General features: G+C 65.6%; 20 protein-coding genes. 15 read left to right on the top strand and 5 right to left on the bottom strand.

The window, feature by feature from the left end:
* Window positions 1-2: 2 nt before the first annotated feature.
* Window positions 3-1,355, top strand: coding sequence for an aminotransferase class III-fold pyridoxal phosphate-dependent enzyme (locus tag AC1RWL_RS05775; RefSeq protein WP_493092840.1), 1,353 nt, complete (start codon window positions 3-5; stop codon window positions 1,353-1,355).
* 9 nt (window positions 1,356-1,364) lie between these two features.
* Here the strand turns inward: AC1RWL_RS05775 and AC1RWL_RS05770 are convergent, their stop codons facing one another.
* The 4 genes from AC1RWL_RS05770 to AC1RWL_RS05755 all read right to left on the bottom strand — a co-directional run bounded on the left by AC1RWL_RS05770 (window position 1,365) and on the right by AC1RWL_RS05755 (window position 4,759).
* A complete protein-coding gene (locus tag AC1RWL_RS05770) occupies window positions 1,365-1,856 on the bottom strand; it encodes a GAF domain-containing protein (RefSeq protein ID WP_493092841.1) in 492 nt (163 codons plus the stop codon).
* A gap of 69 nt (window positions 1,857-1,925) precedes the next feature.
* Window positions 1,926-2,696: an ABC transporter ATP-binding protein gene (locus AC1RWL_RS05765; protein ID WP_493092842.1), complete on the bottom strand. Its 771-nt coding sequence runs from the start codon at window positions 2,694-2,696 to the stop codon at window positions 1,926-1,928.
* A complete protein-coding gene (locus AC1RWL_RS05760) occupies window positions 2,693-3,721 on the bottom strand; it encodes a FecCD family ABC transporter permease (protein WP_493092843.1) in 1,029 nt (342 codons plus the stop codon). Before AC1RWL_RS05760 ends, AC1RWL_RS05765 begins: the two co-directional genes overlap by 4 nt.
* Entirely contained in the window at window positions 3,722-4,759 is a 1,038-nt protein-coding gene (locus AC1RWL_RS05755) for an ABC transporter substrate-binding protein (protein ID WP_493092844.1), read from the bottom strand.
* A gap of 139 nt (window positions 4,760-4,898) precedes the next feature.
* Here AC1RWL_RS05755 and AC1RWL_RS05750 point away from each other — a divergent pair, with 139 nt between their 5' ends.
* The 9 genes from AC1RWL_RS05750 to AC1RWL_RS05710 all read left to right on the top strand — a co-directional run bounded on the left by AC1RWL_RS05750 (window position 4,899) and on the right by AC1RWL_RS05710 (window position 13,940).
* Window positions 4,899-6,131, top strand: a complete 1,233-nt coding sequence (locus AC1RWL_RS05750) for a DUF2325 domain-containing protein (protein ID WP_493092845.1) — start codon at window positions 4,899-4,901, stop codon at window positions 6,129-6,131.
* A gap of 166 nt (window positions 6,132-6,297) precedes the next feature.
* A complete protein-coding gene (locus AC1RWL_RS05745; RefSeq protein ID WP_493158253.1) occupies window positions 6,298-7,005 on the top strand; it encodes a GntR family transcriptional regulator in 708 nt (235 codons plus the stop codon).
* Window positions 7,002-7,862 carry an ABC transporter permease gene (locus tag AC1RWL_RS05740; protein ID WP_493092846.1) on the top strand — a complete coding sequence of 287 codons (861 nt, stop codon included), beginning with the start codon at window positions 7,002-7,004 and terminating at the stop codon, window positions 7,860-7,862. The genes AC1RWL_RS05745 and AC1RWL_RS05740 overlap by 4 nt, the downstream gene beginning before the upstream one ends.
* Window positions 7,859-8,647: an ABC transporter permease gene (locus AC1RWL_RS05735; protein ID WP_493092847.1), complete on the top strand. Its 789-nt coding sequence runs from the start codon at window positions 7,859-7,861 to the stop codon at window positions 8,645-8,647. Before AC1RWL_RS05740 ends, AC1RWL_RS05735 begins: the two co-directional genes overlap by 4 nt.
* Window positions 8,648-8,678: 31 nt before the next feature.
* A complete protein-coding gene (locus AC1RWL_RS05730) occupies window positions 8,679-9,707 on the top strand; it encodes an ABC transporter substrate-binding protein (RefSeq protein ID WP_439615130.1) in 1,029 nt (342 codons plus the stop codon).
* A gap of 100 nt (window positions 9,708-9,807) precedes the next feature.
* Entirely contained in the window at window positions 9,808-10,893 is a 1,086-nt protein-coding gene (locus AC1RWL_RS05725; RefSeq protein ID WP_493092848.1) for an ABC transporter ATP-binding protein, read from the top strand.
* Between the two features lie 14 nt (window positions 10,894-10,907).
* Window positions 10,908-11,603, top strand: a complete 696-nt coding sequence (locus AC1RWL_RS05720) for an RraA family protein (RefSeq protein WP_256114489.1) — start codon at window positions 10,908-10,910, stop codon at window positions 11,601-11,603.
* Window positions 11,596-12,318, top strand: coding sequence for an HpcH/HpaI aldolase family protein (locus AC1RWL_RS05715; protein ID WP_493092849.1), 723 nt, complete (start codon window positions 11,596-11,598; stop codon window positions 12,316-12,318). The genes AC1RWL_RS05720 and AC1RWL_RS05715 overlap by 8 nt, the downstream gene beginning before the upstream one ends.
* Before the next feature lie 20 nt (window positions 12,319-12,338).
* On the top strand, window positions 12,339-13,940 hold the full coding sequence (locus tag AC1RWL_RS05710) for a 5-guanidino-2-oxopentanoate decarboxylase (protein ID WP_493092850.1): 1,602 nt from the start codon (window positions 12,339-12,341) through the stop codon (window positions 13,938-13,940).
* Window positions 13,941-13,949: 9 nt separating this feature from the next.
* On the opposite strand, the gene AC1RWL_RS05705 is transcribed toward AC1RWL_RS05710, so the two are convergent.
* Window positions 13,950-14,948, bottom strand: coding sequence for a helix-turn-helix transcriptional regulator (locus AC1RWL_RS05705; protein ID WP_493092851.1), 999 nt, complete (start codon window positions 14,946-14,948; stop codon window positions 13,950-13,952).
* Window positions 14,949-15,056: 108 nt separating this feature from the next.
* Between AC1RWL_RS05705 and AC1RWL_RS05700 the strand changes: the two genes are divergently transcribed.
* The 5 genes from AC1RWL_RS05700 (at window position 15,057) to AC1RWL_RS05680 (ending at window position 22,600) form a co-directional block, all read left to right on the top strand.
* Window positions 15,057-16,310: an MFS transporter gene (locus AC1RWL_RS05700; RefSeq protein WP_493092852.1), complete on the top strand. Its 1,254-nt coding sequence runs from the start codon at window positions 15,057-15,059 to the stop codon at window positions 16,308-16,310.
* Window positions 16,310-18,310 (top strand): TonB-dependent receptor, encoded by a 2,001-nt coding sequence (locus tag AC1RWL_RS05695; RefSeq protein WP_493158251.1) that lies wholly within the window; start codon window positions 16,310-16,312, stop codon window positions 18,308-18,310. Before AC1RWL_RS05700 ends, AC1RWL_RS05695 begins: the two co-directional genes overlap by 1 nt.
* Before the next feature lie 10 nt (window positions 18,311-18,320).
* Window positions 18,321-19,478 carry an FAD-dependent monooxygenase gene (locus AC1RWL_RS05690; RefSeq protein ID WP_493092855.1) on the top strand — a complete coding sequence of 386 codons (1,158 nt, stop codon included), beginning with the start codon at window positions 18,321-18,323 and terminating at the stop codon, window positions 19,476-19,478.
* Between the two features lie 88 nt (window positions 19,479-19,566).
* Entirely contained in the window at window positions 19,567-20,394 is an 828-nt protein-coding gene (locus AC1RWL_RS05685; RefSeq protein ID WP_493092856.1) for a helix-turn-helix transcriptional regulator, read from the top strand.
* Between the two features lie 100 nt (window positions 20,395-20,494).
* Window positions 20,495-22,600 carry a TonB-dependent receptor gene (locus AC1RWL_RS05680; protein ID WP_493092857.1) on the top strand — a complete coding sequence of 702 codons (2,106 nt, stop codon included), beginning with the start codon at window positions 20,495-20,497 and terminating at the stop codon, window positions 22,598-22,600.
* Window positions 22,601-22,603: the final 3 nt, after the last annotated feature.

The raw sequence follows: 22,603 nt of genomic DNA, 5'->3' as shown, positions 1-22,603 counted from the left end.
CCATGCGCGACATCAATTTCCTCAGCGAGAACAATGCAAAGCCGATCTGGCACCCGATGGCGCATCCGGCAGAAATGCGCGCCTCGCCGCCGCGTGTCATCATGCAGGGCGAAGGCGCGATGGTGACCGACATCGACGGCCGCACCGTGCTCGATGCCGTCGGTGGCCTGTGGAACGTCAATCTCGGTTATAGCTGCGACCCCATCAAGCAGGCGATCGCCCGTCAGCTCGACGCCCTGCCCTATTATTCCGGCTTCCGCGGCACCTCCACCGGTCCTTCCATCGAGCTCGCCTATGAACTGGCGCAATGGTTCGAGCCGGAGGGCATGGTGCGCAGCTTCTTCACGTCGGGCGGCTCGGATTCGGTGGAGACGGCGCTCAGGCTCGCGCGGCAATACTGGAAGATCCGCGGCCAAGCCGACCGCACGAAATTCCTCGCGCTGAAGAAGGGCTATCACGGCACGCATTTCGGCGGCGCCTCGGTCAACGGCAATGCCAATTTCCGCCGCAACTACGAGCCGTTGATGCCCGGCGTCTTCCACACGCCCGCCCCCTGGACCTACCGCAATCCCTTCGACGAGACGGACCCGGCAAAACTCGCGGCCCTTTGCGCCCGCGCCATCGAGGAAGAGATCACCTTTCAGGGCGCCGACACCATCGCCGCCTTCATCATGGAACCGATCCTCGGCGCCGGCGGCGTCATCGTCCCGCACGAGAGCTTCATGCCGCTGGTGCGCGACATCTGCGACCGCCACGAAATTCTGCTAATCGCCGACGAGGTGGTGACCGGCTTCGGGCGCACCGGCGCCTGGTCGGGCTCGCGGCTGACAGGCGTCAGGCCGGATTTCATGACCATCGCGAAGGCAATCACCTCCGGCTATTTCCCACTCGGCGCCACGCTGATCTCCGCCAAGGTGGCCGAGGTCTTCGAGGCCGACAAGACCAGTTTTGGCGCGATCGGCCATGGCTACACCTATTCCGGCCACCCGGTCGGCTGCGCCGCCGGGCTTGCAGCACTCGCCGAAACGAAGCGTCTCGCGCTCAACGAAAACGCCGCCGCACGCGGCGCGGAACTGGCAACGGCGCTGGAAGCCCTGAAGGCAAAACACGCCCCCGTCGGCGACGTGCGCGGCAAGGGGCTAATGGCGGCGCTCGAAATCGTCGCCGACCGCAAAACAAAGAAGCCGGTCGACAAGAAGACCATGGCGAGGATCGCCGATGCTGCCTACGACGCCGGCGTCATGCTGCGCGTGTCCGGCAACATGATCATCCTCTCCCCGCCGCTGATCGTCACGGCGAAGGATATCGCCACGATCGCTGAAGGGCTGGACGCAGGGCTGGCGGCGGCGGGTTGACTCCTGCCGTCAGAGATCACTGGCGTTGACGTAAAGAGCGGCAAGCGCCTCGAAGCCGGCCTGGTCTTCCTCTGTGAAACGGCTCGGCAGCGGGCTGTCGAGATCGAGCACGCCAAAAATCCGGCCGTCCCGGACAAGCGGCACGACAAGTTCGGCGCGCGAGGCGGCGTCGCAGGCGATGTGGCCGGGGAAGGCGTGCACATCCGGCACCAGCTGGCTGCGCGCCTCGGCGACCGCGCTGCCGCAGACGCCCTTGCCGACCGGGATGCGCACGCAGGCGACCTTGCCCTGGAAGGGGCCGAGCACCAGTTCGTCGGCGGATTTCAGGAAGTAGAAGCCGGCCCAGTTGAGATCGGCGACCGCATCGTAGATCAGCGCGGAAAGGTTCGCCGCATTGGCGATGGCGTCGCGTTCGCCATGCAGCAGGCCCTCGGCCTGCGTGATGAGGTCACGGTAGAAGCTCGGCTTGTCCGCGGCCTCGATTTTCCGGATGTCGTGCATGGCATGTCCTCGGCTGGGTACGAGCTTCGTCGATAGACCCGGGAAATGCGGCTGGCAAGCATACTCCGCTCAGGCGCGCGGCGCGCAGACGAGCGCCTCGCTGCCTTCGACCCGGCCAATCACCACGTCGATGCCGTAGACGTCTTTCAGGGTCTGCGGCGTCAGGGTCTCCGCCGGCACGCCGAGCGCCATCAGCGTGCCGCCCTTCAAGAGCGCCACACGGTCGGCGACCTGCAAGGCGTGGTCCGGATTGTGCGTGGAGAGCACGATGGCGAGGCCCTGGCCGGCGAGCGTGCGGATATGGGTGAGCAGCCGCATCTGGTTGCCATAGTCGAGATTGGCGGTCGGCTCGTCCATCACGATGATGCGCGCCTGCTGCGCCAGCGCCCGGGCGATGAGGGCCAGCTGCCGCTCGCCGCCGCTGATCTCGGTGCAGGGCGTATCGGCGAGACCGGTTATGCCGAGGCTTTCTAGCGCGGCATGCGCAATCGCCCGGTCCCGCTCCCCCGGCATTGCAAAGGCCTTGAGATGCGCGGCGCGGCCCATCAGCACGACATCGCGAACGGTGAACGGAAAGGGGGCGGCGTGGGCCTGCGGCACATAGGCGATGCGGAGCGCCCGCTCGCGCCGCGACCAGGCAGAGAGCGGCTTCCCATCGAGCGTGACCTCGCCGGCCTGGACCGGCAGGAGGCCGAGCATGGTCTTGAACAGTGTGGTTTTGCCGGCGCCGTTCGCGCCGAGAAGCGCCAGCACCTCGCCCTCGGCCAATGACAGGCTGACCGCGTGGCCGATTTCGCGATCCCGGTAACCGAAGGCGAGCGATTTCAGCGCGAGCGTCATGACCAGCCCCGCTTTCCGGCAATGAGCAGCCAGAGGAAAAACGGCGCGCCGACCACCGCCGTCAGGATGCCAAGCGGCACCTCGATCGTCGCGATCGAGCGCGCCAGCATGTCGACGACGATGAGATAGGCGGCGCCGAGCAGCATGGCGGCCGGCAGCAGGCGGCGGAAATCCGGGCCGACCAGCATGCGCGCGACATGCGGAATGATGAGCCCGATCCAGCCGACGATGCCGGTGACGGAGACCGTCGCCGCCGTCACCAACGTAGCGCCGGCAATGAGCGCGATGCGCGTCTTCAGCGTGTCGATGCCGAGCGTCTGCGCCTCCTCCTCGCCGAGCGTCATGACATTCATGCGCCAGCGCAGCAGCGCGAGCGGCACGAGGCCGAGCACGACGGCCGGCAGGATCGACAGCACGTCGAACCGCGTGATCGCCGTCATGCTGCCGAGAAGCCAGTATGTGATCGCCGGCAGCTGGTCGTATGGATCGGCCAGAACCTTGATCAGCGATATGCCGGCGCCGATCAGCGCCTGGATGGCGATGCCGGCCAGCACAAGGGTCAGCACCGGATCGCGCTCACGCACCAAGGCGCCGATCGCCGAGACCGCAAGTACGGCGACAAGCCCGCCGGCGAAGGCGGCCAGCTGGATGGCAAGCACGGGCAGCGACAGGAAGATGCCCAGAACCGCGCCAAGGCTGGCGCCGACCGACACGCCGAGCAGATCCGGCGAGACCAGCGGGTTGCGAAAGAGGCCCTGATAAGTCGCCCCTGCGGCGGCAAGCGACGCACCGACGATGACCGCCGCCACCACGCGCGGCAGGCGCACATTCCACAGAACCGTCGAGAGAACAGGGTCCGCGCCCTCGCCCGTAACAAGCTGCCGCAGCGCATCGAACACAGGCCCCGGCCCGCTGCCATATTTGCCGACCATCATGGAGAGGGCAGCAAGCAGCAGCAGGGCAAAGAGGCCCGCGCCGATGAAGAGCCTGCCCTGCCCTTTCGGCAGGGTGGCCTTGTCGCGCATCTACTTCGCAGCCGCCTTGCCAGGCCCCAGCAGGGTCTCAAGCTGGGCGTCGTCCAACTCGACCTGGTAGAAAAGCTTGAAGAACTCCCGCACTTCCTGATCGAGCGCGCCCGGGAAAGCCTCGGGATAGAGCGTGTGTTCGAGCCAGGCGATGCCGATCAGGCGGTTGATGCCGGGCGGGGAATCGATCCAGCCGAAAGGCAGGTTGGGCGTGACATGGATGCGTGCCGCCTTGACCGCTTCGAGCCCAGCCCAGAGCGGGTCGCTCTTCACGCTCGCCGCAAATTTCGGCGAGGCGGCGAGGATGACGTCCGGTTTCCACGACAGGATCTGTTCGAGCGACACCTGGGTGAGGCCGCCCTTGCCGGCGGCGGCCGCGACATTTCTGGCGCCGGCCGCTTCGAGGATCTCCATGTTGATCGAGCCGGAGAGGCCCGTTTCCAGTCCCTCCGCGCCGCGGCCGTAATAGACCGCCGGACGCTTGTCCTCGGGAATTCCGGCGAGGCCCTTCTCCAGCGCAGCGAGCCTGGCTTCGGCATAGGCCGCGAGGGTTTCCGCCCGCTCAGAGACGCCGAGGATGGCGCCGGTTTCCCGCAGCGTTTCGGCGCTCTTCGCAAAGGCGCCGTCGATCAGGATATAGGGGATGCCGGTCTGTGCCTGCACCTTGTCGGCAAGCGAGGCATAGGTCGGGTTGACCGTGCCGACATCGATGATGATGTCGGGCTTGGCCGCCAGCACCGCCTCCATATTCGCCGTGCCGCCCTTGCCCGTCAGTTGTCCGAAGGTCGTAAGATCACGGACGGAGGGTAGCAGGAAGGCCTTTTCCTCACCCTTCGGCTCACGCACCCAGCCGGCGAGCTTTTCCGGTGCGAGCACATAGACGAGCACCGAGGCCGGCGGACCTGCGGCCAGCACCCGCTCGATCTTGTCCGGCACCTCGACGGTCCGCCCGGCCGCATCGGTGATCGTGCGCGCCGCGGCCGGCAGGACCGAAGCGAGGAAGACGACGAAGACAAAAAGGCAGCGCAAGACCGGCATGGACTCTCTCCCGCGATATAGTGAGGCAAATATATCGTCGGTTCCTGACAGCAAGGCAACACCCGCCGTCGTCCCCGTGCACTCTTCCAAAACGTTATGTTTTATGGAATATAACGTTATACGATCCGCTGGACTTCCCATGCCGACATTGCCGCGCCCGCAATCCCTCTCCACCCCCAGACGGCTGCTTCCCGTCGAAGCTGCGCCGGAGGAGATTGCTGTGAAGGCCGGTTCGCAGCGCCTGAAGACCTGGGACATACCCTCGACCTTCCACTGCTCGATCGTCGGAACCTGCCTGACAACGGGCGAGCTTCGCCAGCTTCTCGCGAAAGCCGGGCAGGAGGATGCGCGCAGTGCCACGGACCACACGCTGCACGGCCGCGGCGTGCGCACCGCCGGACAGCGGGATTATGCCGCAAAACTCCTCAACAAGGCGCTCGATAAGCGCCATGAGGTGAGCATCAAGCGGATTCCGCTGCAGGCCGACGAGCAGGAATTGCGCCGGATCTGGCGAGAAAGCTTTGATCGCGGCGATATTGCCGGCCCCTACTGGGCCTTGATGAGCCATCCGGCGAGCCCGCCAGCGCTGATCCGCGACATTTTCGGCGAAGTCCACATGCTGTCGCATCTCGTCGGCAGCGCGAGCCGCCTCGATCTCGCCCGGCTGACGCGGCTGGAGAAGGAACTCGAACAGGAGAAGGACAAAGGCGAGCGCCAGGAAAAGCGGCTGGCCGTCGCCGCTGACGAGCGCGTCGCGCTCCGCCAGCGCATCCGGCAGCTCGAAGAGCGGGTCGTGCAGGCGGAAGCGACCGCCGCCCCCTTCGGCCAGCGCACACGCGCGGAAGAAGGCAGCCCCGCCGAACGCGCGGAGACCGAGGCCGCGCGCGCCAACGCCCTCTCGCTGCGGCTCGCCGAGGCCGAGGAAAGGTGCCGCGCCTTGCAGCGCGAACTCGAACAGTTGCAGGACCACAGCCATTCAATCCTCCGGGAGAACGAGGCGCTCGAAGCGGCCGTGACCGCGCAGCTCCAGGCCGGCGACAGCCAGGCGAACCCGCAGCCGGCCGGCCCCGTGCTCTATGTCGGAGGCCGGCGCAATCTTTTCGATCACCTGCGCGCCTATGCCGAAAGCCGCAATGTCGACCTCCTGCTACATGATGGCGGCATGGAGGACAGCACGACGCTTCTGCCGGCGCTCGTCGGACAGGCGTCGACCATCCTGTTTCCGGTCGATCATATCAGTCACAGCGCCGTCGGCCTGGTAAAACGCCTCTGCCGTGCGCAGGGCAAACCCTACCTCCCGCTGCGCTCCGCCGGCCTCGCGAGTTTCCTCGCCGCCATTACAGGAGCCGGCGGCGCCTACGGCCGGCTGTAGCCGCCTCTTCCCTCTCTACCTCTGATTTGCCTGCCAGCTGGCAGGCACAAGCGCACCGCGCCGCCCATCGGTCGCCAGCCGATGGAGCGGCGTTTTGTCGTTTTCGCGATCCTTCAAAGAGGTCGTTGACAGCAAATATTCAGATGATATCTTGAAAATATATTTTATGGAGCGACCCAAAGTGCAGCCTCTCTCCACCAAGAAAATGCGCCTGAGCGACGTCGCCTATCACGGGCTGCGCACCGCCATCATCAAGGCGGAACTGCTTCCGGGCTCGCCGATCGACGAGAAGGAATGCATGGAGCGGCTGGCGGTCGGCCGCACGCCGTTGCGCGAGGCGCTGCAAAGGCTGGCGCAGGAGGATCTGTTGCTGGCGGTGCCGCAGCGCGGCTATTTCGTTTCCTCCACCTCAGCCACCGATTTCTTTCAGCTCCAGGAGTTCCGCCTCCAGGCCGAGCTCTGGGCCGCGCGGCTTGCCGCCACCCGCATCAGCGATGCGCAGCTCGACCGTCTGGCCGCGCTGATCGAGGAGGCGCGCGCCGGCGTCGAGGCCAAGCGCATGGAGATCGAATGGCATCTCGGCATCGACGAGGAGATGCACAAGCTGATCGCCGAGGCCTCCGGCAACACCTACCTGATGCAGGCGCTGACGCGGCTCTATGCGCTGTCGGTGCGCAGCCTCTATGTCTCGCGCATGCCCGTCGCGCTGCTTTTCGAAGACCTGAACGACATGGTGGTGATCCACGAGGCGCTTGCCAGCCGCGATCCCGACAGGGCGGAGGCGGCAATGCGCGGGCACCTCTCGGTCAGCGCGACGAACCTCATCCGGCCCGTCGAGCCTTCCCGCCAGACGCGCATGGAGACACGGAAATGATCGCCGCGCGCCGAGGCAATCTCGTGACACTGGCGCTTCTCGCCCCGTCCCTCCTCAGCGCCATCCTCCTGCTGGTCATCCCGACCCTCATCGTCATCGCCTTTTCCTTCGCCGAGCAGGATACCTATGGCGGTGCGAAATTCGGCTTCACGCTGGCGAGCTACCGCGAGCTCTTCCAGGCCATCTACCTGCCGATCTTCCTGAATTCGCTCCAGCTTGCCGCTGTCTCCACCGTCGTCTGCCTGCTGGTCGGCTATCCGATCGCCTATTTCATCGCGCTGCGCGCCGGGCGCCATGCCGGGCTGCTGCTGGCGCTGCTGCTCATTCCCTTCTGGATCGACTTCATCGTGCGGATGTCGGCCTGGATGGTGCTGCTCGGCCGGAACGGCACGATCAACAGCGCGCTCCTCGGCCTCGGCTTTATCGAGCAGCCGATCCGCATGATCGGCACCTATCCGGCCGTGCTCGTCGGCATGCTCTATGCCTTCCTGCCCACCACGGTGCTGCCGATCCATGCCGCGCTCAACGGACTCGACAAGCGTCTGCTGGAAGCCGCCGACGATCTCGGCGCGACGCCGCTGCAATCCTTCTGGCGGGTTACCTTCCCGCTGTCGCTGCCGGGCGTGATGGCCGCGATCCTCTTCGTCTTCGTGCCCGCCATGGGCGTCTACGCCATCCCCGTCCTGCTCGGCGGCGGCAAGAGCATCATTCTCGGCAACCTGATTGTCCAGCTCTTCCTCGATTTCCGCAACATGCCGCTGGGCGCCGCCGTTTCCGTGGTGCTGCTGGTCATCTCGTCGGGCATCATCGTCTGCTACATGCGCGTGCTGCGCTCCGTCGAGGAGGCGCGAACATGAAGAAGCTGATCGCGCTCTACGTCCCCGCCGCCACGCTTATCGGCTACATCTTCCTCTTCGCGCCCTTGCTGGTCCTCGTCATCTACGCCTTCAATGCCGGTCGCTCGACCGTGGTCTGGGAAGGGTTTTCGCTCGCCTGGTTTGCGGAAGCGCTGCGTGACCGGGGGCTGCGGGCCGGCCTGCAGGTCAGCGTCATCGTCGCCATCGCCTCGGCGGCACTCGCAACGATGATCGGCACCAGCGCCGCACTCGCCGTGGTCAAGCGCCCCTTCACGGGAAAGAACCTGTTCTCGACGCTCATCATCGCGCCGCTGGTGCTGCCGGAAATCGTGCTGGCCGTCGGCCTGCTTGTCGCGACCGTCTGGACCGGCGTGCCCCTCGGCTACGGCACTTTGATCGCCGGCCATGTGCTCGTGTCGATCCCGTTCAGCTTCCTGATCGTGCGCGCCGCCGCCTCTGGTCTCGACCCGCGCCTCGACGAGGCGGCCGCCGATCTCGGCGCCAATGGCAAGCAGGCCTTCCTGCGCGTGACGCTGCCGCTGCTGGCGCCCGCCATCCTCTCGGCCTTCCTGCTCTGCGCGGTGATCTCCTTCGACAATTTCGTCGTCTCGACCTTCGTCTCGGGCGTCGGCTCGACGCCGCTGCCGATCCAGATCTACGCGACGCTGAAATCCGGCCTCACGCCGAAGATCAACGCGCTCGGCGCCATGCTGATCGCCGTCAACGTGCTGGTCATCCTGGTCGTCATGAGCCGCTACCTCAAGACGATCCGCAAACAATCATAAGAACCACCAACCAAGAAATGGGGAATACGCAATGAAAAACTGGAGAACGCTTTTTGCATCGGTCAGCCTGGTCGCCATCGCGTCCGGCGCTTCGGCCGCCGAACTCAATATCTACGCCTGGTCCGGCGAAGTGCCGCAGGAGATCGTCGACGACTTCGCGAAGGAGACCGGCATCACCGTGACCTTCGACACCTATGATTCCAACGAGACGATGATGGCGAAACTGTCGGCCGGCGCCAGCGGCTATGACCTCATCGAGCCCAGCCAGTACACCGTGCAGGTGCTCGCCAAGCAGGGCCTGTTGCAGGAACTGGACCACGCCAAGATCCCGAACATCGGCAATCTCGGCGCACCCTTCAAGGAGGTTTCCTACGATCCCGGCCAGAAATGGTCGGTGCCCTATATCTGGGGCACCACCGGTTTCGCCTATAACGAGGACTGCGTGAAGACGCCGCCGACGAGCTGGAAGGCGCTGTGGGACCCGCAGTATGAAGGCCGCATCTACATGCTCGACAACATGCTGGCAGCCTACATTGCCGGCCTTCAGGTCAACGGCTTCGATGCCGGCACCACCAAGCCGGAGGAAATCGAAAAGGCGACCCAGTCCCTCATCGAGCAGAAGAAGGTGCTTGGCGGTTACAACAGCACCAATTACGGCGACCTGCTCGCCTCGGGCGAAGCCTGCATCGTGCAGGGCTGGAACGGTTCCATCGCGCAGGTGATGGTGAGCAATCCGAAGGTGAAGTACGTCATCCCGGATGAAGGCGGCTCGATGTGGATCGACGGTTTCGCCATTCCGACATCGGCCAAGAATGTCGAGGAAGCCTACAAGTTCATCGACTACATCATGCGGCCGGACGTTGCCGCCAAGGCGGCGGATCTCTCGAAATCGGCAACCGTCATCGACAAGGCCAAGGCGCTGCTGCCGAAGGAAACAGCAGGAAACGCCGCCATCTATCCGCCGGAAGACAAGCTGATGAAGGCCGACTTCATCCTTGACGTCGGCGACGCCACAAAACTCTACCAGGATGGCTGGACCAAGGTGAAGACCGCCCAGTAACGGCGGCCCGGACCATCGGCGGCCGGGTTGCCGGCCGCCCCTTTCCCTGAGCGAGTTCCAGAACGATATGCCGCCTGACATCACGACAGAGCCGGCCGGCGTGAGCCGTGCTGCCATCGAACTGATCGATATCCGCAAGGCCTTCGGCACCGGAGCCGAGACGGCCTATGCCGTCGACCGCCTGAATCTGACGATAAAGGCGGGCGAATTCTTCACCTTCCTCGGCCCGTCGGGCTGCGGCAAGACGACGACATTGCGCATGATCGCCGGCTTCGAGGAGCCGACCTCCGGCCGGCTGCTGCTCGACGGCCGCGACGTGACCGGCGTGCCGGCACACCAGCGCAACGTCAACACCGTGTTCCAGAGCTATGCGCTCTTCCCGCATCTGAACGTCGGCGAGAATGTCGGATTCGGCCTTTCGGTAAAAGGTGTCGCGAAGGACGAGATCCGCGATCGCGTAAAAGCCGCGCTCGACAGCGTGCACATGACCCATGCCATCGACCGCAAGCCCTCAGCCCTTTCCGGCGGCCAGCAACAGCGTATCGCGCTTGCCCGCGCGTTGATCAACCGCCCCTCCGTGCTCCTCCTCGATGAACCCTTCGGCGCGCTCGACCTGAAACTGCGCCGCGAGATGCAGATGGAGGTGAAGGAGATGCAGCGCCGCCTCGGCATCACCTTCATCTTCGTCACCCATGACCAGGAAGAAGCGCTGACCATGTCGGACCGTATCGCCGTGATGAACAACGGCGTCGTCCAGCAGGTCGGCGGTCCGGTCGAGATTTACGAGCGCCCGGCCAACCGCTTCACCGCCGGCTTCATCGGCGACATGAACCTGATCGAGGCGCGCGTCGCCGCCCGCACCGGCGACCAGTTCACTCTGGAGGCCGTCGGCAGCCGGATCGATTTCCCCTGCACCCTGCCCTTGCAGCCCGGCGATGCGTGCACACTCGCCATCCGGCCGGAGGCGCTGCATTTCGTCGAGGGCGAGGCCGGCGGGTCGGTCCGCTTTTCCGGCGCGCTCGGCGAGGCCGTCTATATCGGCACCGACACCGTCTACGCGCTCGTGCTCGCCGACGGCACCCGCCTTCATGCCCGCGTGCGCAACGGCGACCGGCCGATGCCGCAACCCGGCGCGCCGGCCACGCTCGCCTGCGCCCCCTCCGCCATCAGACTCCTCACGCAATAGGATCTTCTTTCATCATGTCGATCAAATCCTACCGGATCGCCGACCCTGCGCCGCAGCTCGACGCCGGCCTTCTCGCCCGCTTCGCCCGCGTCGAGGCCGCAACCGTCGGCCACTACCTGCACGACCGTTTCATGCGCAATGACCTGCGCCCGCTGATCGATGGCGTGCGGGTGGCCGGCACCGCGCAGACCGTGTCGATCCCCGGCCCGGATTCCACCCTGCTCTATCACGCGATGGACCGGGTGCGCCCCGGCGACATCCTGGTGATCGACCGGGCGGGCGACGAGCGCCACGCCGCCTGGGGCGGCTTCATGGCCGCCGTCGCGAAGGAGCGTAAGCTCGCCGCCGTCATCGTCGACGGCATGATCACCGACCCGGCTGCTATCCGCGAGGCCGGCGTGCCGACATGGGCGCGCGGCGTCTCGCCGATCACCACGAAGCTGCTCAATCTCGGCGGCGGCTACAACATTCCCGTTTCCTGCGGCGGCGTCACCGTCAATCCGGGTGACGCGATCCTTGCCGACGACTGCGGCATCCTGGTGCTGCCGCCGGACCAGGTGGCCGGCATCGCCGACATCGCGCTCGCCGACCAGGAAGATGAAGGAAGCTGGGTGGCGCGCATCAATGCCGGCGCCACATTGCAGGAACTGGTCGATATTGCCGGCATGATCGCCGACCGGCAGAAGAAGGATGGAGCCGCCCATGGCTGACACGCTCGACAATCTCGCCGTCTGGCTCTCGACCCCGCACCAGGCGATGATCGAGATCGCCCATGATATCGGCTATCGCCATATCGTGCTCGACATCGAACACGGCCTGTTCGACCTCGAAGCACTGGACCGCATCCTCGCCCTCGGCAAGGCGCTCGGCATGACCATGCATGCCAAGGTGCTGGGGCCGGAGGCGATCCCGATCCAGCAGGCGTTGGACATGGGCGCCGACAGCGTGATCATCCCCCATATCGGCGATGTCGAACACGCGCGCGGCGTCACCGCCTCGGCCAAATACCCGACGCTCGGCACGCGCAGCTTCTCCGGCACCCGCCCCGCTCGCTACGGCGGCGTGAAGCCGGAATATTACGACACGGAGAATGCCAAGACACGCTGCTATCCGATGATCGAGTCCGCCGCTGCCCTCAAGGATGTCGAGGCGATCCTTGCGCTGCAGACCGTCGATGGCCTCTTCGTCGGCCCGAGCGACCTCTCGCTCGATTCCGGCCGCGGAGCGTATCGCAACACCGATGCGGACAAGGCAGACCTTAAAAAGATCGCGCAAGCGGCTGAAAAAGCTGGGAAACCCTGGATCATGCCTGCCTGGTCGCGCGCCGAGCGCGCCTTCGCAAAGGAACTCGGCGCGAGCCTGATGGTGGTCGCCGATGAATACGGCTCCATCTGGACGGGCCTCGAAGACGCCGCAAAACCCTGAAAATCGAACGGAATTTCATCATGAACGAGACCATTTCCTGCGGCAGCCGCCTGATGCAGATCCTGAAGGCCTATGGCGTCGACACCGTCTTCGGCATGCCGGGCGTGCACACGCTCGAAGCCTATCGCGGCATGGATGCCGCCGGCATCCGCCATATCGGCGTGCGCCATGAACAGGGCGCCGGCTTCATGGCCGACGGTTATGCCCGCATGTCGGGCAAGCCCGGCGTCTGCGTGCTGATTTCCGGCCCCGGCGTCACCAATGCGGCGACCCCGATCGGCCAGGCCTATTCCGACAGCGTGCCGATGCTGGTCATCACCTCCGTCGCCGCCAACAAGGATCTCGGCATGGGTCGCGGCATGCTGCACGAGATCACCGACCAGTCCGCCGTCACGCGTCCCCTCACTGCCTTCTCCGAGACCGCGACGAGCCCCGACCAGGTGCGCGAATACATCGCCCGCGCTTTCGCCCTCTTCGAAAGCGGCCGCCCGCGCCCGGTGCATGTCTCCATCCCGCTCGACGTCTTCAAGGCGCCGGACGACAAGCCGGCCACCCGTCGCACCACTGCACGGCGCCGCGCGCCCGATGCCGCGCAGGTGGAGGCGGCTGCCGCCATTCTCAACGCCGCAAAGCGGGCTGTCATTCTCGCTGGCGGTGGCGCGGTTTCCGCAACCGCCGAAGTCCGCGCTTTGGCCGAAAAGATCGGCGCGGCCGTGGTGCCGACCATCGCCGCCAAGGGCATCCTGCCCGACGACCATCCGCTCGCCCTGGAAGTGACGGTCGACCGCGGCGCCACGCAGGATTTCGTGCGCGAGGCCGACGCGGTGCTGCTGATCGGCACCGAGCTTGCCGAACCGGACATCTGGCTCGATGGCCCGCTGCCGATGGACGGCAAAATCATCCGCATCGATATCGACCCCGCAACGCTGGTGCGCGACTACGACGTGGACGTCGCCATGGAGGCGGATTCGAAACTGGCGGTCGCGGCGATCGCGGAGAAAGTCTCGCCTGCCACCGGCTTCAAGGACAGCAATGCCATCGCCGAACTGCGCGCCACCGAGCGCGACGGGCTGACGCCGCTCGAACAGAAACACGTCCGCGTGCTCGACAGCCTGCGCAACGCCATCCCCGACGACGGCGTCGTCTATACCGACATGACGCAGCTCGCCTATACCGGCTACGCCTTCTACCGCAGTGCCCTGCCGCGCACCTGGCATTTTCCAGCCGGCTTCGGCACGCTCGGATATGCCCTGCCGGCGGCCATCGGCGGCAAGATCGCCAGCCCCGAGACGCCCGTGGCCGTCATCGTCGGCGATGGCGGTTTCCAGTTCACGCTCCAGGAACTCGGCACGGCGGTGGAAAACAAGCTGCCGCTCGCCATCATCCTGTGGAACAATGACAGCCTCGCCCAGATCCGCGACGGCATGATCGCGCGCGACATCCCGACCATCGGCGTCAACCAGCACAATCCGGATTTCGTCAAACTGGCCGAAGCCTATGGGTGCCGCACCGCCGAGCCGACGAGCTTCGAGGACCTGGAAGCCGCCGTCAAAGCCGCCTTCGCCGCGGACGGCCCGACGGTCATCCACCTTAGGGAAAGCGCCCCCTTCCTGAAGGCGTAATGCTCCCCGTCACGGCTCGCCTTCCGCGGACCGTGACGCCAGCGCCCTCGACGGCTGCATGCCGAAACGGCGCAGGTAAAGCTGCGAGAAGTGGCTGGGATTGCTGTAGCCGACGGCGATCGCCGCCTGGGTGATATTCATCGCGCCGCCCTCGATCAGGCGGCGCGCCTCCAGCAGACGCTGTTCCTTGAGGAAGGCGTAGACGGCGAACCCATACAGGCTTTTAAAGCCGGATTTCAGGCGCTTCTGCGTCAGGCCCACCTCGCGGGCGAGGTCGTCGAGCGTCCAGGGGCGGGCGAGTTCGGCGATCAACAGATCGCGGGCGCGCTGGAGCGGCCGGCGGTCACGCGGTGGGATTGTCTGGGCCGGCTGCGTGCGGCGCATGGCGACAATCGAGGCATTGATGATATCGAGCGCGCGCGCCTCGAAGGCAAGGTCGTCGCTTTCCACCATGGCGCTGTCGAACAGCGCGCGGGCGACGGCGAGAAGATCGGGCGGCACCGGCAGCACGCCGACCCAGGTGCCGTTGCCGGATGCCATGTGCAGCGCGTGGTGCTCGTCGAGCCCCACCAGCACATCACCGGCGCCGAGTTTCTGCCAGAGCGCGATATCGACACGGATATCCATGCCCTTGAAGCGCGTGCCGATCGGCACATCGTAGAACCCGACCGCGCCGGTGGGTGCGGCCATGATGTAGATGCGACCCGGCCGATAGGGAATGGCGGAGAGCCGCTGCTCGGCATCCTTGTCGAGCAACCAGCCCTGCCCTGACGCCTCGAACAGGAAATCGATCGCCACGCAAGGCTCCGTCGCGAAGCGGCCGACGAAGTCGGCGCCAACAACCATGTCGAAGACGGAAATCGTCAGCCCCGGCCGCACGCCGAGGATCTTGTAGGCGCCGTCTGTCGACGCCGCGGAGAAACTGGCATCGGCCGGGCTCGGGCCAAGCACGACCACGTCGTCCTGGTCCGATTGCGCAAGCGCGCGCTGTTCCACTCTCAGATTCATCTGTGCCACCAAAATAATGGACCCGATCGCAATATCGGTGAACCTGATTACAATAGTCAAGTTTTCTGCGACAGCCTACTGAGATCAGGAAACCCGTTGCGAGGGGCAATGTCGACTGCTTTTACGAATATCGCCGCCCGATCCACCAGCTGGACCGTGCTCGGCCTGCTTGCCGGCCTCTATGCCGCACAGTCCGTCACCGGCAGTATGGTGCAGACGGCACTTCCCGTCGTGCTGCGCGATGCCGGCATGCCGCTCGACCAGATCGGCTATCTCGCCGTGCTGTTCCTGCCCTGGGCGCTGAAGTTTCTATGGGCGCCGCTCATCGACCGGTTCCTCAGCGAGCGGACATGGATATTGCTGTGCCAGCTCGGCATCATCCTCTGCTTCCTGGCCGCAACCGCGCTGCCGCCGCAGACCCACATGGCAGCGCTCGCTTGCGTGTTGCTCGTCATGGGCATCTTCGCCGCCACGCAGGATGTGGCGACCGATTCGCTTGCCGTCCGCGCGTCGGACGAAGATAGCCGCGGTCTTGCAAGCGGCGCGTCGACGGCCGGCGCCTATCTCGGTTTCCTGATCGGCGGCGGCCTCTGGCTCGTCGTCTACCAACATGCCGGCTGGGCCGTTTCCATGGCCTCGATGGCGGGCTTCGTCTGCCTGCTCACCGTCCCGGTCTTCCTGTCCGGCGGCCTCGCCGGCCCGCGGGCGACGGTCGTAGCGACCGGCCGGCGCATCGGCCTCGGCATGACGATCAAGAACCGCACACTTATGCGCGGCCTCGTTTTCCTCGTCGTCTACCAGGTCGGCCTTCGCATGGGCTCCTCGCTCACCGGCCCCTACCTCGTCGACAAGGGCATCGCCCTCGACACGATCGGCCTCCTGCGTGGCGCGGGCGGCGCGGTCGCCGGCCTCGCCGCAGCGTCGCTGGGTGCGCTTGTCGTGCAGGCCGCCGGCATCGTCCGGTCGATCGTCATTGCGGCTCTTCTCAACGCCCTGCTGCTTGCGGCGCTCGCCGCCGTGGAATTCGCAGGCTCGGTCTCGCCCACGGTCGCTGTCGGCATTCTCCTGCTCCAGGTGGGCGCGGTCGCCTTCTCCTTCGTCGCGCTCTACGCAGCGATGATGAACTGGTGCAACCCGGACCAGACGGCGACGGATTTCGCCGCTCTCCAGAGCATCGATGCCATCCTGGCGATCGCCGCATCCTCCATCGCCGGCGTGCTCGGCAAGTCTTTCGGCTACGGCTGGCTCTTCTGCGTGTCGGCCGGCTTCATCCTCGCCGCCATCCTCATCGCACCCCGCATGCTCGCCGACCCGGCACAGGGCCGGCGTCCGACAGTCCCAGAAAAGGTATTGGAATCATGATGCGTCACCGCTTGTCCGGCGTCTCCCTTCTTAGCCTCCCCATCAGCCTCTCGCCGCAAGGCGCGAGCGCGCAGGACGCCGCCGCCGAGGCGATGACGCTGGAGCCGATCATCATCACGGCTACCAAGCGCAGCGAGGATTATTTCCTGCTGCCCTCCGCAGCCGACGTCGCCACGGCGGAAGAGTTGCAGACGCGCGACATCGACACCGTCGCTGATCTCGACCGCATCTTCCCCGACGTCAACATCCGCTCGCGCTCCAGCCGCACCTATGCCAACTTCACCATCCGCGGCCAGGCCTCGCTCGATTTCTACAATCCCAGCACGCAGGTCTATGTCGACGGCCTGCCGCAGGACAGTTTCAACCTGACGCGCGCACTGCCCGGCAGCCTCGAAAGCGCCGAACTGCTCTACGGACCGCAGGGCACGCTTTACGGCCGCGGCGCGATCGGCGGCGTCATCAACATCGTCACCCGCAAGCCCGACGACGAGCTGCGCTTCGGCTTCGACGGCAACATCACCAATGAAGGTGCAGGCGCCACGGTCTTCGCCAACACGCCGCTGATCGACGGCGTGCTTTTCGGCGATGCGAACCTCTCCCTGCTGCACGGCAAGGACAGCTACACGACCATGCTCGGCGAGGATGTCGGCGGCACGGACGACGTCTATGGCCAGGTCCGCCTGCGCTATGCGCCGGAGGATAGCCCGTGGGATGTGATGGTGAGCGCCGGCCGCGGCCGCGTCTCCTCGACGGAAGAGCATTTCGTCATGGAATCGATGCTGGACGATCGCATCGCGCTGCCGATCCCGTCTGAATACGACCTCGACACCTGGAATGCCGGCATCAACGCGTCCTATGATCTCGGCTTCGCCACCATCACCGCGCTGACCGGCTACCAGAAGAGCGATCTCGACCGCACCGTCTTCGGCACCTATACGCCGGAAAAACAGTGGACGCTGAGCCAGGAACTGCGCATCGCCTCCAACCCCGACCAGGGCAGCGCGATCGACTATGTCGCCGGCCTCTACTACCAGCATCTCGACTTCACCCGCACCGTGCCGGTCGCCGGCCAGGTCTCGCGCCAGAAGATCGATTCCTATGCGCTTTTCGGCGATGTGACGTGGCATGCCACCGACCGGCTCGACATCTCCCCGGGCCTGCGCCTCGATTACGAGCGCGCGGCAGCGGAAGCGCAGGGCGGCGTCGCGCTCAACGACGACAATTCCTTCACCGCACTCTCGCCGAAGCTCGGTGTGAGTTACGGCCTTTCCGACGAATGGCGCGTCTACGGCCTGTTCAGCACCGGCTTCAAGGCCGGCGGCTTCACGCGCAACGTGACGCCCGCCAACATCGCCTTCACCTACGATCCGCAGCACACCTACAACGGCGAAGTCGGCCTCAAGTACCGCGACGAGGCGGGCACGCTGGAGGCCCAGCTTTCCGCCTATTACAACGTCACCAAGGACTACCAGATGTTCGTCGGCGTGCAGCCGCTGCAATATCTCCAGAATGTCGGCGAGGTAACGGCGAAGGGCGTGAACCTGAAGGTGCGCGCCAAGCCGACCGACGAATTCGGCATCACCGCCGGCCTCGCCTACAACCACACGCGCTTCACCGACTACAGGAATCCGGTCACGCCCGGCATTGATTTCACCGGTAATACAGTGCCTTATGCGCCTGAGTTCACAGCGAACCTGATGCTCGACTATCGTTTCGACCTGGAGAACGGCCGCGGCGCGCTGATCCCCTATGCCGGTCTCACCTATGTCAGCGAGCACTATTTCGACGAGACTGACACGATCGGCCAGAAGGGCTATGCATTGGTCGACCTCGGCGTGAAATGGCAGCTCGACGACAAGATCGCGGCCGAAGCCTTCGTGACCAATGTCTTCGACAAGACCTACACGACCTACGGCTTCAATGCCGGACCTGAATACGGCAACGTCTACCAGCTCGGTCAGGGCCGCACGATCGGCGGCCGCATCAACGTGACGTTCTGAGGAGACGGTCATGCGCATCCTCATCGTCGGGGGCGGCCCTGCGGGCCTGACCTTCGCCGCCTGCCTGCTGCGGCACGGAATCGAGCCGGTCGTGGTGGAAAAGGCCGCGCGCGGGCGCACCGGAGGCTATTCCATCGGCCTGCACATCAACGGCTGGCTGGTCGCCGACCGGCTCGGCCTGGTGGAGGCGTTCCGCGCCAAGGCCATGCCGCTCGGCGCAGCGCACCATCTCGACCGGCGCGGCAGAAAACTCTTCTCCTACGACTACCGCACGCTGGCGAGGGCGGCCGAGGGGCGCCTTCTCGCCATCATGCGCAGCGATTTCCAGGCGATCCTCACCGACGCGGTCGCAGGAAAATGTCCGATCCGCTACGAGACGACCGCGACCGCGCTCGTCGACGACGGATCGGGCGTGGACGTCAGCTTTTCCGATGGCAGCCGCGACCGTTTCGACCTCGTCGTCGGGGCGGACGGCTATCGCAGCAGCGTGCGGGCGATGGCCTTCGGGCCGCACGAGGATTTTCTCCGCCCGCTCGGCTATCGCGCGAGCGCCTGGCGCGTGCCGCTGGCAAAGCCGCTCGGCGCAAGCTTCGTCGGCATGATGGATGTCGACCACCAGGGCGGCCTCTACGCGGTCGGCGACGGCACGGCGGCGACACTGTTCTGCTGGCGCGACGAACGCACCGACCGGCTCGACCCGGCGGCCCGGCGGGCGGTGCTGATGGAAAAGTTCGGCGCCTGGCCGGAGCCGGTCGCCTCCGCCCTCACCTCCGCGATCGACTGGGACCAGGCCTTCTTCGACACCGTCTCGCAGATCGAGGTGCCGAAATGGGCGAAAGGTCGCGTGGCCCTTCTCGGCGATTCCGCCTGGTGCCTGACCTTCCTCGCCGGACAAGGCACCTCCACCGCCATGGCCGGCGCCTATATCCTCGCGGCGGAACTGGCGCAGAAGAGATACGCGGAAGCGCTCGACAGCTATGAGGCGCGCATGCGTCCGCTGGTGACGCGGATGCAGGCGGTCTCCCGCAAGATCGGCGGCCATTACATCCCGCAGAGCACGTTCGGCATGCGCGTGCAGTCCTGGTTGCTGCCGATCATGCTGTCGCGGCCCTTCATTCGATGGACCACGCGCCGGCTGGCGGCACCGCCGCTCGACATCGGTCCATAAGGGCACAGATATGACGATTTAACTTGACTAATAAACTCATATATTGTGATCGTCTCCCACGAAAAGACCCTCTCCCCCGGAGACTATCGTGGAGATCATCCGCGCCTGCGGCCTCAACATCTTTCTGGAAACCTCGCCCGTGCGCCGGGAGATGGTCTGGGAAAGCGTGACGCCGCCCGGCCACTGGATCGGCACGCTGCTGGAAGGCAGCCTCTCGGTGGAGCAGGAGGGGTTCGGCTCGCATCTCTGGCAGAGCGGCGGCGGTACGATCTTTTCCGCGAGCGAGCATGTGCATACGCGCCATGTTGTGCTGCGCGACGGCGGCGTCGCAGCGGTCTTCGTGCAGATCGAGGAGGAGATGGCCGAACCGCTGGTGGGGGGCGATATGCTGTCGCTGATCGCCCGCAAGACGCCCGACCCGCGCCTGGCCCTGCCGGAGGCGGCACGCATGATCGCCTGGCAGATGCTCGGCTGCCCGCTGCAAGGCCCGGCCCGGCGCCTCTACATGACCGGCAAGGCCATGGAGATGGTGGCGCATATTCTCGACGACGCGACCGTGCGCGACCATGGCGGCGCGGCCAATTGGCCGGCGCGCGACATCGCCCGGCTGCACGAGGCGCGCAGCATCCTGCTTGCGGAGCTCGCCGCGCCGCCGAGCGTGCCCGAGCTCGCCCGCCGGGTGGGCACGAATGCCAAGAAGCTCGGCGCGGGCTTCCAGGCACTGTTCGGCAGCACCGTCTATGGTTTCGTCAAGACGAGCCGGCTCGATGCCGCGCGGCTGCTGCTCGAAGGCGGCGAGACCTCGATTGCGCACGTCGCGCGGCAGGTAGGCTACCAGCCGCAGCATTTCGCCACCGAATTCCGCCGCCGCTTCGGCATGGCGCCCACCACCATCACGGGCCGGGCGCGCACGTAGTCCGGTTCCCGAACACCTTTGGCGCAATCCCGAACGTGCGCCAGATTGTGCCCCCGGCAGGCCGCATGCGAAGACCCACGCAAAGCTGAGGGAATTCGTCATGAATCAAAAACGCCACGCCGCCTTGCGCACCGCCACCATCCTCGCGACCGCGGGCTTCGTTCTCTTCGATGCCGCCCGGCTCTCGGCGCAGGAGCAATCCGCTGAAGGTGCGACGGTGCTTGAACAGATCGTCGTAACTGCCCGCCGTCGTGAGGAAAAAATCCAGAACGCGCCCGTCGCCGTCACCGCCATTGCCGGCGAAGACCTTGGCAAGGGCCGGACGGACACGATGGAAGACGTAGCCTTCAAGACACCGAACGTGCTGTTCAACGGCCAGGGCGGCCCGGTCAGCATCCGCGGCGTCACCTCGCTCGGCATTTCCGGCGGCGTCGATCGTCAGCCGGCCGTCGGCATGTTCCTCGACGACGTCTACATCGCCCGACCGATGGGCTATCCCTTCATCCTGGAAGACCTGGAGCGCGTCGAGGTCGTGCGCGGCTCGCAGGCCACCCTCTACGGCAAGAACACGATCGGCGGCGCGGTGAACCTCATCTCGCGCGAGCCCGGCGACACGGCCGGCGGCGAATTCTCCGCGACGATCGGCACCGATCTCGACAGCCGCTTCAAGGCTGCCTTCGAAACGCCGATCGAGGGCACCGGCTGGTCCGTGCGCACCTCCGCCGCCTGGAGCGGCAATCGCGGTTACATCGAAAACCTCGTCAACGGCGATGACGTCAGCGATACCGACGTGTTCGGAGGTCGCGTTGTGGCGACCGGCGAAGTGGGCGACGGCACCCGCGTGAAAATCATCGGCGATTTTACCCGCGACCGCAGCGATGGCGGGCTCTGGTATGCGCCCCTTCCGCTCGCCTTCGACCATAAGGCGACACATGATTTCGAGCCGGAAAACAGCGTCGACAGCGGCGGCGTCTCGGTGCGCATCGACCATGACTTCGAGACCGTGCGCCTGACCTCGGTAACGGCCTTCCGCGGCCATGAGATGAGCAGCTATCTCGACGGCGATTTCACCGCCACGCCCTATATCGGCCAGGCGCAGGAGGAGACCCAACGCCAGTTCAGCCAGGAACTGCGTCTCTCATCGCTCGACGACGACGTCTTCCGCTGGAGCGGCGGGCTGTTCTACATGCACGAGCGTTTCGAAGGCACGCAGTTTTTCGATCTCGTCTCCTTCCCGCGCAACGTCTGGAGCCGCGACGTCTTCGAGCAATCGGCCGACACGTTCTCCGTCTTCGGCGAGGCGAGCTATTTTGTGACGCCGCAATGGGAACTCTCGGCCGGCGGGCGCTACACCTATGACCGCAAGTCGACGACGAGCGAGATTTCCTCGCCGAGCGGCAGCTTCATGTTCGGCACGCCGGGCCGGGCGGAAGGCGACGTCTCCTTCTCCAACTTCTCGCCGGAAGCGGCCATCACCTACCACGTCTCGGAAGGCAACATCGCCTACGCCAAGATCAGCCGCGGCTACAAGTCGGGCGGCGTCAGCCCCTATATCGAGGAAGACGGCTCGGCGAACCGCTACGATCCCGAAACCACCATGTCCTACGAACTCGGCACCAAGGCGACGTCTGACGACGGCCGGTTCACGTTGGCGGCATCGCTGTTCTACATCGATTGGAAGGACCAGCAGGCGGTCATCTACACGACGCCGTTTACGCGCGTCTATCGCAACGCAGCCGCCGCAACATCGAAGGGTTTCGAGATCGAGGCGACGGCGCAGTTGACCGAAGAGATCGGCCTGCGCGGTGGCTACGGCTATACCCATGCCCGCTACGACGAATTCGTCGATACCGTGATGGGTGCGGACTATAGCGGCAACGACCTGCCCTTCGCACCGCGCCACAGTTTCAGCGCCGGCGTGAATTTCGCCCGCGAGCTCGAAGCCGGCGCCACACTGAAGGCCGGCATCGACTACACGTTCCGCAGTTCCTACGCCTTCACGTCCGACAACAAGTACCGGCAGGACCCGAGCCACCTGGTCGACGCCCATATCGGCATCGAGAAGGACGGCTGGAGCGCCAGCCTGTGGGCCAAGAACCTGACGGACGAGCGCTACCTGAAGAACTATTTCAGCTATAGCGGCACCGATATGGGCGTCGCAGCGGCCGGCCGCACCGTCGGCATCACGCTGGCGAAGGTGTGGTGATGA

The organism is Shinella sp. GW821-FHT10F02, from assembly GCF_058809275.1.
This window is presented reverse-complemented; position numbering and strand designations above follow the sequence as displayed.

Coding starts and splice junctions, on each gene's coding strand:
- AC1RWL_RS05705 (WP_493092851.1), bottom strand. CDS start 14,948: ATGAATCTGAGAGTGGAACAGCGCGCGCTTGCGCAATCGGACCAGGAC.
- AC1RWL_RS05775 (WP_493092840.1), top strand. CDS start 3: ATGCGCGACATCAATTTCCTCAGCGAGAACAATGCAAAGCCGATCTGG.
- AC1RWL_RS05690 (WP_493092855.1), top strand. CDS start 18,321: ATGCGCATCCTCATCGTCGGGGGCGGCCCTGCGGGCCTGACCTTCGCC.
- AC1RWL_RS05740 (WP_493092846.1), top strand. CDS start 7,002: ATGATCGCCGCGCGCCGAGGCAATCTCGTGACACTGGCGCTTCTCGCC.
- AC1RWL_RS05695 (WP_493158251.1), top strand. CDS start 16,310: ATGCGTCACCGCTTGTCCGGCGTCTCCCTTCTTAGCCTCCCCATCAGC.
- AC1RWL_RS05730 (WP_439615130.1), top strand. CDS start 8,679: ATGAAAAACTGGAGAACGCTTTTTGCATCGGTCAGCCTGGTCGCCATC.
- AC1RWL_RS05765 (WP_493092842.1), bottom strand. CDS start 2,696: ATGACGCTCGCGCTGAAATCGCTCGCCTTCGGTTACCGGGATCGCGAA.
- AC1RWL_RS05720 (WP_256114489.1), top strand. CDS start 10,908: ATGTCGATCAAATCCTACCGGATCGCCGACCCTGCGCCGCAGCTCGAC.
- AC1RWL_RS05715 (WP_493092849.1), top strand. CDS start 11,596: ATGGCTGACACGCTCGACAATCTCGCCGTCTGGCTCTCGACCCCGCAC.
- AC1RWL_RS05700 (WP_493092852.1), top strand. CDS start 15,057: ATGTCGACTGCTTTTACGAATATCGCCGCCCGATCCACCAGCTGGACC.
- AC1RWL_RS05710 (WP_493092850.1), top strand. CDS start 12,339: ATGAACGAGACCATTTCCTGCGGCAGCCGCCTGATGCAGATCCTGAAG.
- AC1RWL_RS05735 (WP_493092847.1), top strand. CDS start 7,859: ATGAAGAAGCTGATCGCGCTCTACGTCCCCGCCGCCACGCTTATCGGC.
- AC1RWL_RS05760 (WP_493092843.1), bottom strand. CDS start 3,721: ATGCGCGACAAGGCCACCCTGCCGAAAGGGCAGGGCAGGCTCTTCATC.
- AC1RWL_RS05755 (WP_493092844.1), bottom strand. CDS start 4,759: ATGCCGGTCTTGCGCTGCCTTTTTGTCTTCGTCGTCTTCCTCGCTTCG.
- AC1RWL_RS05750 (WP_493092845.1), top strand. CDS start 4,899: ATGCCGACATTGCCGCGCCCGCAATCCCTCTCCACCCCCAGACGGCTG.
- AC1RWL_RS05745 (WP_493158253.1), top strand. CDS start 6,298: ATGGAGCGACCCAAAGTGCAGCCTCTCTCCACCAAGAAAATGCGCCTG.
- AC1RWL_RS05770 (WP_493092841.1), bottom strand. CDS start 1,856: ATGCACGACATCCGGAAAATCGAGGCCGCGGACAAGCCGAGCTTCTAC.
- AC1RWL_RS05680 (WP_493092857.1), top strand. CDS start 20,495: ATGAATCAAAAACGCCACGCCGCCTTGCGCACCGCCACCATCCTCGCG.